9 protein-coding genes are annotated in these 10,813 nt (G+C 67.5%); 5 read left to right on the top strand and 4 right to left on the bottom strand.

The features are described 5' to 3' along the window. Window positions 1-162: 162 nt before the first annotated feature. Entirely contained in the window at window positions 163-1,068 is a 906-nt protein-coding gene (locus HDG34_RS37850) for an NmrA family NAD(P)-binding protein (RefSeq protein ID WP_184068905.1), read from the bottom strand. 246 nt (window positions 1,069-1,314) lie between these two features. Between HDG34_RS37850 and HDG34_RS37845 the strand changes: the two genes are divergently transcribed. Beyond that, window positions 1,315-2,226, top strand: coding sequence for an AraC family transcriptional regulator (locus tag HDG34_RS37845; protein WP_184068902.1), 912 nt, complete (start codon window positions 1,315-1,317; stop codon window positions 2,224-2,226). Window positions 2,227-2,259: 33 nt separating this feature from the next. Here HDG34_RS37845 and HDG34_RS37840 read toward each other — a convergent pair whose 3' ends face one another. From HDG34_RS37840 to HDG34_RS37830, 3 genes are all read right to left on the bottom strand, one after another. Continuing rightward, entirely contained in the window at window positions 2,260-3,111 is an 852-nt protein-coding gene (locus tag HDG34_RS37840) for an anti-sigma factor (protein ID WP_184068899.1), read from the bottom strand. After that, window positions 3,108-3,626 carry a sigma-70 family RNA polymerase sigma factor gene (locus tag HDG34_RS37835; protein ID WP_018421072.1) on the bottom strand — a complete coding sequence of 173 codons (519 nt, stop codon included), beginning with the start codon at window positions 3,624-3,626 and terminating at the stop codon, window positions 3,108-3,110. The genes HDG34_RS37840 and HDG34_RS37835 overlap by 4 nt, the downstream gene beginning before the upstream one ends. Window positions 3,627-3,784: 158 nt before the next feature. Beyond that, window positions 3,785-4,510, bottom strand: coding sequence for an anti-sigma factor (locus tag HDG34_RS37830; protein WP_090805932.1), 726 nt, complete (start codon window positions 4,508-4,510; stop codon window positions 3,785-3,787). Window positions 4,511-4,676: 166 nt separating this feature from the next. On the opposite strand from HDG34_RS37830, the gene HDG34_RS37825 reads away from it, so the two are divergent. From HDG34_RS37825 to HDG34_RS37810, 4 genes are all read left to right on the top strand, one after another. After that, on the top strand, window positions 4,677-4,949 hold the full coding sequence (locus HDG34_RS37825; RefSeq protein ID WP_184068896.1) for a DUF4148 domain-containing protein: 273 nt from the start codon (window positions 4,677-4,679) through the stop codon (window positions 4,947-4,949). A gap of 206 nt (window positions 4,950-5,155) precedes the next feature. After that, window positions 5,156-6,211, top strand: coding sequence for a catalase family peroxidase (locus tag HDG34_RS37820; RefSeq protein WP_409259759.1), 1,056 nt, complete (start codon window positions 5,156-5,158; stop codon window positions 6,209-6,211). Beyond that, a complete protein-coding gene (locus HDG34_RS37815) occupies window positions 6,208-6,747 on the top strand; it encodes a cytochrome b (RefSeq protein ID WP_090805927.1) in 540 nt (179 codons plus the stop codon). Before HDG34_RS37820 ends, HDG34_RS37815 begins: the two co-directional genes overlap by 4 nt. A 197-nt stretch (window positions 6,748-6,944) precedes the next feature. Then, on the top strand, window positions 6,945-10,463 hold the full coding sequence (locus tag HDG34_RS37810; RefSeq protein WP_184068892.1) for a DEAD/DEAH box helicase: 3,519 nt from the start codon (window positions 6,945-6,947) through the stop codon (window positions 10,461-10,463). Window positions 10,464-10,813: the final 350 nt, after the last annotated feature.

The following is a 10,813-nucleotide window of genomic DNA, read 5'->3' as shown; positions in this document are numbered from 1 at the left end:
CTTTGGCACTCTGATGCCGTCGGGTATAGCGAGGGCTCCGCCGTTCCTACTGCCTCTCCTATCCGACGCGGGAGGGAGGCGTCCATACCATCTCCAGTGTTGAACGCCTTCGACGCTGTTCGCGCGGCGCCACGCCGTCCGCTTGCCCTACATCCACGCGGATCACCGCGCCGCCGCTGCCGTACCGGCCACGCCCGATAGCAGCGCCCTCAACACCTGTCGCAACGTGGTGGCGCCGAAGCGTCGCTCGCTGATATTCGCCTCGACGTCGATGCGTCCAGCGTTGTGCGCGTCGTACAGATCGACGATCAGTTGGGCGTGCCGCTCGCCGAGCCCGGCGCCGCGCAGCACGGCACTCCATTCGTCGCGCGGCACCCGGTGGGCGATAACCGGCCGCCCGGACAGTTCCGCCAAGGTACGCGCGACGTCGAGCGCGCTTACCCGCTCTTTCCCTTCGATACTGACCACCCGTGGCGTCGCGCGCGAAGGCCCTTCATCGAGCAGCAACTGCGCGGCAAGCTCGCCGACGTCCTGCGCCGCGACGGTCGGAAACAGCTTGTCGAGCGGATCATGCAGACTCGGCAGCGCGCCCCGGCCGAGCGCGACCGGCAGCACGCGTGCCCAGTTCTGCATGTGCTCGGCGGCGCGCAACAAGATCAGCGACGACGCGACGGTGCGCAACCGCGTTTCGAGGTAGTGGAACAGCGTCGTGATGCCGGTGCCATCCGCGTGCTCGGCTCCGTAGTCGGACAGCGCGAGGAGCCGCGGTGGCGCGCTGATGCGCAAAGCCACGACGCCCGCGTCGATGATGCGCCGCATCGCGGCCGCGGGATCGTCATGCGCTCGCGGCACCGGACAGAGCCATTGCACTGCCTGCGCGCCGTCGATCGCGCGCGCGACCAGCTGTGGGTCGTTCAGGTCGGCGATCGCGATCTCGCAGCCGATTGCCGCGAGCGCTTCGGCTTGCGTGGCGTCGCGCACCACCGCGCGTACCTGGCGGCCCGCGCGACGCAAGGCGGTTGCGCTCGCGTGTCCCACGTGACCGGTCGCTCCGAAAATGACGAACACGTTGTGCTCCTTTGAGGATCGCTATGACGTGATGGTAGGGACGCGGTGCTCGCGAGGCGCTCAGATCTGGATGACTTTGCGCAGATCTGGATGATTTTTTACGCCGATGCCGCGCAGGTCGCCCAGGTCGCGCGAGTCGCGTTGGCTGTTCGCGAGCTACCAGATTCCGTCACGCCGGCGAACCTGCCAAAAACGCCGCACAATGCAGGCATCTCGCCGTCATTCAGCTCACTCAGGAGACAAGCGATGAACGCCGTCACCCCGATGCCCGCGCCTGCGCCGCACAGCGGCTCGCGCATCACCGTGCGCACGAGCAGGGCGCTTGGCTGGCAAGGCTTCGGTGCGGAGCTGGTCAACGTGTCGGCCGGTTTGCATCGGATGCCCGCGTTTCGCCATCATCGCGTGGGCGTGCACGTTGGTGCGCCGGTGACTGCGCGCTGTCTGTGCGATGCGCGCCGCCACACGCGGATTCAGGCGCACGGCGACGCCGACGTGATCCCCGCGGGGCTCGAAGGTCAGTGGAACGATGACGCCGCCTGCACGATTTTCAGCGTCTGGTTTGCAGAGGACTTCGCGCGACGGACGGTCGAGCAACTCGCGTTGAACTCGGCCGACGCGCAGCTGCGCCCGCGCTTCCAGATGCGCGATCCGCGCTTTCAGCATCTCGCCTGGGCGCTGCGCGCGGAGCTCGAAGCGGACGATGCGTCCGATCCGCTCTACGCCGAAAGTCTGTGTACGGCGATGCTGGTGCGTCTGATCGGCGTCGAACCCATGCCGGGCAACCGGCGGCGTACGCTCGCGCCGCGCACGGCCGCACGTGTGATCGAGTTTATCGACGCGCATCTCGATCAGCGTCTGACGCTCGACGAGCTCGCCGCGCAGGCGCAACTGAGCGTGCCGCATTTCAAGGCGCTGTTTCGCGACACGCTCGGTGTGCCCGTGCATCAGTACGTGGTACAGCGCAGGGTCGAGCGCGCGCGAACGCTGCTGCTGCAGGGACGCCTCAGCGCAAGCCAGATCGCGCTCGAAACGGGCTTTGCGCATCAGAGCCATATGGCGCACTGGATGTCGCGTTTGCTCGGTGCAACGCCGCGTGAACTGCGCGGCGCCGCGCGCGATGACGCGGCCATGTCGGGGCAGGAGAAGACACGACGTTGATGCGCGAACCGCGCGGCGCGGAACCCATCCGCTTCAACCGGGCGTGGCCCCCGTCAACTGCGCATAGACATCATGCGCGAGCTGCAGCAGCTCCTTGCGATCGATCCCACCCGACACCGCATAGCCAAAATCGCCGTCGACCCAATAGAACACGTTGACGGGCCCCGCCTGATACAGCTTGAACGCGGTCGTATTCGCGTTCTCGCGACGATGCGAGATGCACAGCGTGACGCGCTCGCCGTTCGGTCCGCGATACATGAACTGCGCGGTCGGACCGTCGTCGCCGGGCAGCAGGCGGCCGCCCGACAGCATGAATCCGCTCTTCGACAGCATCGGCGGATGGACCTCGGTGCCGAGCCGGTTCGCGAGCCATTGGACGAAGTCCTGCTCGCGATCGGCGCTCATGTCGCCCGGCCGGTCGATCGCCGGCATGTAGACGACGTGCGCGAGCGCCGCCTGGCGCGCGAAGCCCTCGGCGCTGTCCGCGCTGACCGGACGATTTCCGGCTTGCGTTTCGGCCCCAGGGGCGGTTCGATCGATCGCAACCGGTGGAATCAGATCGTTCCTGTGCATGCCGATGCCCACGCCGAGCACGAGCGCCGCGGCCATGCCCGCGAACTGCGCGGCAAAACGCGGCCAGTTCGCGGCTGCTCGCGCGCGGCGCGGCGCACCGGTCTGCAGGCGCTTCGGCACGGGCTCGCTGAGCACGCGGTCGTAGCGCTCGTGAAGCAGACCATTGAGCGAAAAGTAATCGCTGACGCGCGCGGCCAGCTCCGGATTCTGTTCGAGCGCGCGCTCCACCTCGTCGCGCCGCTCGCCGGACAGCGTGCCGTCCACGTACGCGTGCAAGTCTTCTTCGCCGATCGGCATTTGCGGCTCGCTCATCGCACCACCTGTAATTTCGCACCGGGCTGGGCGCCCGCCATCAAAGCCCGCAGCCGTTCGCGTCCGCGCGAGAGCCGCGACATCACCGTGCCGATCGGAACGTTCAGCGCGAGCGCGACATCGGCATAGCTCATCTCCTCGAGACCGACCAATAGCACCACCTCGCGCTGTTCGACCGGCAGCCGCTGCAACGCGTAGTCGAGGTCGCGCATTTCGAGCGAACGCGTCTGGCCCGACGGCACCGCGAGCTCGCTTTCGGCGATGCTGTCGTCGTCGACCGCGACGTGGACTGCGCGTGCCGACGCCTTGCGCGCCTGATTCGCGAAGACGTTGTGCATGATCGTGAACAGCCACGCGCGCAGATCGGTGCCCGGCTGGAACAGACGGGTGCGGCCGAGCGCGCGCTCGAGCGTGTCCTGCACGAGGTCGTCGGCGAGCTCCCGATTGTTGATCAGCGCCCGCGCATAGCGCCGCAGACGCGGCACATGCTCGATCAACTCGTCACGGACATCCATGGTTGATCCCGGTCAAGGGGCGTGGGGGTGGCATCGGCTTCACTCGCGTCGGTATCGATACGCGTCGGGCCGGTCGCGGAGGCTTCCGTCGCACGATGCGTTCGAACTGCAAACACCTGTCAGCGCATTTTATTCCGCGAGGGCCGCGCCCACCGGCGTCAGCGCGCGCTCATCACGTCGGCGGCGCGCATCAGGCCGTGGGTGCGCGCATTGCCCGCGACGACGAAACGCTGCCGCTGCGCGGTCCACGTCAACAGCCGCAGCTCGCCGATGCGGCGCGCGGCCCACTGCGGCTCTTCCCGCGCAAACGGCGCCGCGGCCGACAGCACGACCACCGGTTGCTGATCGCCGTTCAGATAGACGAGTTCGTCCGCGCGCTGCAGTGGCCCGAGCCGCAGCACGCGTTGCTCGACGAGGCGCAGGCCGATCGCGCCGAGATCCGGCGCGGCTGGATCGACGCGCGTCGGCGATGCCGAGGAAAAGGGCCGTGCGGTGGCTTCGGCGAGCGCCATCACGGCGGCATTATCGAGCGCTCGTGCCGACACCTGAGTCGCCAGGAGCCAACCGCTGATGGCGCTCAGCATCAGCGCGAGCGCGACGAGCGCGACAAGTGTTCGGCGTGCGCGACCACCCGGTTGCGGGCGCATGCGCAGCGGGCGCGATCCGCCGAGGCGCCCAGGCGCGGGCTCCTCGGCGGTCTGAAAGGTGGCCTGGATCTGTGCGTTCAAGCGGTCGTAAAAGGCGACACGCCGTGCTTCCGCCGGATGCTTGCCGAGATAGTCGCGCAGCGACGCGGCGCGCTCGGGCGTCAGCGTGCCGTCCGCATAGGCCTGGATGTCGTCTTCGGAGGGCGGAGCGCCGGAGGGGCGGTGAGTCGAGGTCATGATGATGCGCGGTCTTGATTGCTGCTATCGGACGGCTAACACGGCGGCGGGGACATTTATTCCCCGCGCCGGCGATGTTTTTTTCACGCCACGAATACAGGAATAAACGCTGCCCACCCGTGGTTCTCCCTGGTGCGAACCCGCACAACTCTCCAAGGAGTCGATCATGAAAAAGCTTTCGTTGGTTGCTTTGTCGCTCGTCGTTCTCGCCGCTTCGTCGAGCGCGTTTGCGCAGGGCAAGACACGCGCTCAGGTGTACCAGGAACTGATCGAGGCGCAGCAGAACGGTCTCGACTACATCACCGACGCGTCCTATCCCGATGTCAGTCCCGTGTTCGCACGTCAGGTCGAGCAGCGCAAGCAGGCGCTCGCCGCGCAAGCGGCGCTCGCCGCGAGCCACGTCGCGAACTCGGGAGCGCCGGCTGTTGGCACCCATTGAAGCAGCATCGGCCACTGGCGCGCGAATGGGTTTGAATGTGCGCGCCAGGGCCGGATGGAATAGACCGTAGCGAGGCGTGTTCGCCCGTACGTTGGTCGATGAGTCGATCGACCCATCGATCGAATCATCGATCCATCCGGCAAGGAGTTTCTGTGACACCACCCTTCGCACCCAAACCCAATCCCGCCGGCTCCGACCCGCGGCCGATCTGCGTGCCATGCCGGCTCGCCGCGATCGGCGCGGTCGCGCTCGCGCTCGCGGGCGGCTTCGCCTACACCGCGGGGTGGCTGACGCCCGCGCGTCTGACCGCCCCGCGCGTCATCGATACGTTCGAGGCGGTCGCGGGCCCGCATCCCGGCTATCGACGCAATCACGCCAAGGGCCTGTGCGTCGACGGCTATTTCGACAGCAACGGCAATGGCGCGGCGCTGTCGCACGCGGCAGTGTTCGCGCCGGGCCGCACGCCGGTGTCGGGTCGCTTCGCGGTGCCCGGCGGCAATCCGTCCGCGCCCGATACGAGCTCGCCGGTGCGCAGTCTCGCGCTGCAGTTCCGGCTTCGCGATGGCGAACAGTGGCGTACCGGCATGAACTCGACGCCGGTGTTCGCGGTGCATACGCCAGCGCAGTTCTATCAGCAATTGCTGGCCGCGAAGCCCGACCCTGCGACCGGCAAACCGGACCCCGCGAAGCTGAAGGCGTTCTACGCGGCCAATCCCGAGACGCAGCCGTTCCAGCGCTGGGTCAAGTCGCACGCGCCGTCGTCGAGCCTCGCGAACGCCGCATACTACGGCATCGACGCGTTTCTGTTTACCGATGCCCACGGCACGACGCGCGCCGTGCGCTGGGCCGTCGTGCCCGACACGCCATACGCGCCGATCACCGCGGCGCAGCAGGCCGAAAAGAACTTCCTCGCCGCCGAGCTCGACGAGCGTCTGCAACACGGACCGTTGCGCTGGCATCTGCTGTTGACCGTCGCGCAACCGGGCGACCCGACCAGCGACGCGACGCTGCAGTGGCCCGACGACCGCCAGCGCGTCGACGCGGGGACGCTCGTGATCGAACGCACCACGTCGCAGGAGGACGGCGCCTGCCGCGACATCAACTTCGATCCGACGATCGTGCCCGCCGGCATCGCGCCATCGGACGATCCGCTGCTCGCCGCGCGCTCTGCGGCCTACGCACAGTCGTTCCAACGCCGCACGCGCGAGGAGGCGCTGCATCCCGAGATCCATCGAACCCAGCCAAACGGAGAGCCTTCATGACGCGCACCCGCACTCACTTCAGTCCGCTCGCGCGGCTGCTGCACTGGACGATGGCGCCGCTGATCGTCGCGATGCTGTTTATCGGCGTGGGCATGGTGGCGACGGTATCGCGTGCCCATGATGCGTTGGTCGCGCTGCATCGGCCGCTCGGCATCGCGTTGCTGCTGCTCGTGCTGGTGCGGCTCGCGGTGCGCGTGATGCGCGGCAGTCCGCCATTGCCCGCGCGCATGTCGAAGCCGCAACGAATCGCGGCGCATGCGTCGCACCTCGTGCTGTACGGGCTGATGCTCGCGATGCCGCTGATCGGCTGGGCGATGCTATCGGCGGCCGGCTATCCGGTCACGCTGTTCGGTCCGCTGCATCTGCCGCCGATCGCACCGCACGACGTCGCGCTGTTCGCGCTGCTGCGCGCGCTACATACGTGGCTCGCGTTCGCGTTGTTCGCGACGGTGCTGCTGCATCTGGCGGCGGCGTTGTTGCATGGGCTGATCCTGCGCGACGGGGTGTGGGGCAGCATGGCCCGCGGCGAACGCTAATATGGGTCGAACCGCGGCTTGACCGGCTTGCTCCCGAACTGTCCAGATCGCCCGCCCTGGCGATTTTCGTCCAACGCGTAAAATGGCCGGTTATCACTGGCAAATCGCAGCTGGACAGAATCGGCCGGGCGTCGCGCGGCGCCCCGTCATGGTCCACGCGCGCTTGCCTTCGCCGGTTTGAACAGGAATGCACGCGGATGTCGTCAGTTTTCTTCGATCGGGAAAGGATTGCGGAATGGCTCGGTGAGCACACCGTCGCCAAGGCGCGCTCGGTGGGCGCGGTCAGCAACGTCAAATGGCAGGGGGACACGCTGTCGGGCGACGTGCAGGGCTCGCAGCCGCGGCCGTACCTGACGCGGGTTCGCTTTCGTACCGATGGCGGGTCGCCGTCGGCCGAAGGCAAATGCACGTGCCCCGTCGGCCGTAATTGCAAGCACGTCGCGGCGCTGCTGCTCGCGGAACTCGACTACCACGACGAGATGGATCACATCACGCAGGTCGAAAACGACAGTGACCCGGCGACGTCGGCGGTGTTCATCGCGCGACGGATTACGGTGCCGGGCGCGCCGCCGGCGCCATCACCGTCTCCATCACCGTCTCCATCTTCATCTCAAGGTGTGCGACCCGAACTGGTCAGCTGGCTCGAGCGTTTTCGCGCGCGCGCCCGCGCGGCCGACGCCGCCGAAAAAGACGCCGCCCGGAAGCTCGACGCCACGCGCAAGGAAACGCTCGCTTATCGGCTCAACTGGTCGCGTTTTCATATGCGCCACGAAGTCGTGCTGCATCGCGCGCGTTGCGACGCGGACGGCGTGATCGTCGAAGTCGGCGACAGCTGGGGCGACGTCGAAGGCGCGCTGCTCAGGCAGCCGCGCTTCGTGTCCGACGAAGACCTGTCGATCCTCCGCGGCCTATGGCTCGGTCGCTCGCGCGAGGACCTGGGCCAGTTCGTGCTGCGAGGCACGAGTGGCGCGGAAACGCTGCAGAAGCTGATCGCGACCGGGCGCCTGTTCTTCGACTTCGGGATCGCGCCGGGCCAGGCCGGACCGACGCCGCTCGCGCGCGCCGCCGACCGCCTCGGGCGCATCGAATGGGAGCCGCTCGCCGACGAGCGCCTGCGCCCGGTACTGCGCACCGAACCGCGCGCGAGCATGGTGCTGCCGACCGAGCCGGTCTGGTACGTGGACGGCGTCGCCAACGAGGCGGGCGTCGTGCCACTGTCGCTGCCGTTCCAGCAACTGCCCGACTACCTCGCGATGCCGCCGATCTCGCTCGCCGAGGCGCCGCTCGTCGCGTCGGTGCTGCGCGAGATCGCTCCCGAGCTGCCGCTGCCGCCGACCCACGACGCGCCCGCGATTCGGGTGATCGACGTCGAACCGGTGCCGGTGCTGACGCTGAACAGCCATGCGCTGCCCGGCTCGGGGAAGGGCATCAAAACGGCGAAAACGGCGAAGGCCGCGAAGGCCGCGGAGCGCAAGTCCGCCGCGGTAGAGCTGGCGGCCGCGAGCTTCGACTACGACGGTGTCAGCATCAACGCCGACAGCAGCGTGACGCTGGTGCCGTTGCCGGGCGGCGACGTGATTCACATCCGCCGGCGCTACGACGCCGAGAAAAAGCGTCTGCTGGAATTGCGCAAGACCGGTCTGCAAAAGGTGCCGACGCGCAACCTGCATGCGTCGCGTCTGTTGCCCGACACGATGCTCGGACTGCCCGACACCGACGCGTGGTCCGAGTTCGTCAACGACGCGGTGCCGGATCTGGTCGCGAAGGGCTGGCGCGTGACGATGGCGCCCGAGTTCCGCTACAACGTGATCGAGATCGACGCGATCGACGGCACCGCGCAGCAGGCCGGCGACGGCTGGTTCGATCTGGAGATGGGCATCCGCGTCGGCGAGCGCAACGTGCGGCTCGAACCGCTGCTGGCCGATCTGTTCCGGCGCGACCGGCGCTGGCTCTCCGGCGCGCTGGAGCGTATTCGAGACGACGAGCCGATCGAGCTGAAGACCGAGGAGAACAAGCGCCTGCGGTTGCGCGCCGATCGTCTGAAGCCGGTGGTGCGCGTGCTGGTCGATCTGTTCGATTCGCTCGGCGGCGCGCTTGCCGAAGGCGCGCCTCTGCGCGTGCCCGCGGTCGATGCGGGTCGCCTCGATGCGCTGCACGACACCGGCCGCTGGCAGTTCAGCGGCGACGATTCGATCCGCGAGCTCGCGCGCCGTCTGCAAGCCGGTCCGGGCCTGCGCGAAGTGCCGGTGCCGCGCGGGCTGAAGGCTGAGCTGCGCGGGTACCAGCACCAGGGCCTGAACTGGATGCAGTTCCTGCGCGAACAGGATCTGGCCGGCGTGCTCGCCGACGACATGGGCCTCGGCAAAACCGTGCAGACGCTCGCGCACGTTCTCGCCGAGAAGGAAGCGGGGCGGCTCACGCATCCCGCGCTGATCGTCGTGCCGACCACGCTCGTGCACAACTGGCGCGAGGAAGGGCGCCGCTTTGCGCCGGAGCTGAAAGTGCTGGTGCTGAACGGGCCGCAGAGAAAGGAGCGTTTCGAGCAGATCGGCGAAGCCGAGCTGATCCTGACCACTTATGCGCTGTTGTGGCGCGATCAGAAGGTGCTCGCCGAGCACGACTATCATCTGCTGATTCTCGATGAGGCGCAGTACGTGAAGAACGCGACCACCAAAGCCGCCCAGGCGATTCGCGGCTTGCGGGCGCGGCATCGGCTGTGCCTGACGGGCACGCCGCTCGAGAATCATCTCGGCGAGCTGTGGTCGCAATTCGATTTTCTGCTGCCAGGCTTTCTCGGCAGCCAGAAGGACTTCACGCGACGCTGGCGCAATCCGATCGAAAAGAACGGCGACGACGTGCGCCGCGCGTTGCTCGCGCGCCGCATCCGGCCGTTCATGCTGCGCCGTCGCAAGGACGAGGTCGCGAAGGAGCTGCCGCCGAAGACGACGATCGTGTGTCCGGTCGATCTCGAAGGCGCGCAGCGCGACCTGTACGAAACCGTGCGCACCGCGATGCAGCAGAAGGTGCGCGCGGCGGTCAGCGCGCAGGGGCTCGCGCGCAGCCACATCATCGTGCTCGATGCGTTGCTGAAGCTGCGCCAGGTGTGCTGCGATCCACGGCTCGTGCGCACCGCCAGCGGTATCGCGGACGGCGCTGCCACGGGCGGCGGCGAGCGCGCGATGCGCTCGGCCAAGCTCGATCTGCTGCTGTCGATGCTGCCCGAGTTGATCGAGGAGGGACGCCGCGTGCTGCTGTTCTCGCAGTTCACCGGCATGCTCGCGTTGATCGCCGAGGCGCTCGACGAAGCCGCGATCCCGTACGTCATGCTGACGGGCGACACGGCCGATCGCGTGAGCCCGGTCGAGCGGTTCCAGCAGGGCGAGGTGCCGCTGTTCCTGATCAGCCTGAAGGCCGGCGGAGTGGGGCTGAACCTGACCGCCGCCGACACGGTGATCCACTACGACCCGTGGTGGAACCCGGCCGCCGAGAACCAGGCGACCGACCGCGCGCATCGGCTGGGACAGGACAAGCCGGTATTCGTGTACAAGTTGATCGCGGCCGGCAGCATCGAGGAAAAGATCGTCGCGTTGCAGGAGCACAAGGCCGGGCTCGCCGACAGCATTCTCGCGGAAGATGCGGCCGGCGCCGCAAAGTTCTCGGACGACGATCTCGACGCGCTGTTCGCGCCTATGCCGGACCTCGAAGGCGCGCGTTGAACGCGCGGGCAAGCGACCGAACGAGGCAACGCAGACGGGCCACGCAGACACGCAAGGGGGAAATCTGACGCGCCGCGGCAACGCCAATCGGGGCCACACTGTAACAAAGCGTCTGTGTATGTAAATTACCGTCGATGGGACTTCAAACTCATACCAATTTCGAACTCGCGCTGTGTAAGGCTTGCGCGTCGCGCGCGGCTGGTGCGGCGCGTAATAACTACTTCGCCAACGGTTACAAAGGAAGTTCTTTCATCTTGAGCACGGCTGTTCTTCCAGCTAACGTGACGTTACTCGTGCGGTTAGACCCCGGCGAGCGTGTGTAGTGTTTGTGGGCGGCGTTGCTTCGACAG

Source organism: Paraburkholderia sp. HC6.4b (assembly GCF_014200875.1).
GTDB classification, from domain to species: Bacteria; Pseudomonadota; Gammaproteobacteria; order Burkholderiales; family Burkholderiaceae; genus Paraburkholderia; species Paraburkholderia tuberum.
This window is presented reverse-complemented; position numbering and strand designations above follow the sequence as displayed.

Excerpts from the sequence above, each read along its gene's own strand:
- HDG34_RS37845 (WP_184068902.1), top strand. The coding sequence starts at position 1,315 with ATGAACGCCGTCACCCCGATGCCCGCGCCTGCGCCGCACAGCGGCTCG.
- HDG34_RS37840 (WP_184068899.1), bottom strand. The coding sequence starts at position 3,111 with ATGAGCGAGCCGCAAATGCCGATCGGCGAAGAAGACTTGCACGCGTAC.
- HDG34_RS37835 (WP_018421072.1), bottom strand. The coding sequence starts at position 3,626 with ATGGATGTCCGTGACGAGTTGATCGAGCATGTGCCGCGTCTGCGGCGC.
- HDG34_RS37830 (WP_090805932.1), bottom strand. The coding sequence starts at position 4,510 with ATGACCTCGACTCACCGCCCCTCCGGCGCTCCGCCCTCCGAAGACGAC.
- HDG34_RS37825 (WP_184068896.1), top strand. The coding sequence starts at position 4,677 with ATGAAAAAGCTTTCGTTGGTTGCTTTGTCGCTCGTCGTTCTCGCCGCT.
- HDG34_RS37815 (WP_090805927.1), top strand. The coding sequence starts at position 6,208 with ATGACGCGCACCCGCACTCACTTCAGTCCGCTCGCGCGGCTGCTGCAC.
- HDG34_RS37810 (WP_184068892.1), top strand. The coding sequence starts at position 6,945 with ATGTCGTCAGTTTTCTTCGATCGGGAAAGGATTGCGGAATGGCTCGGT.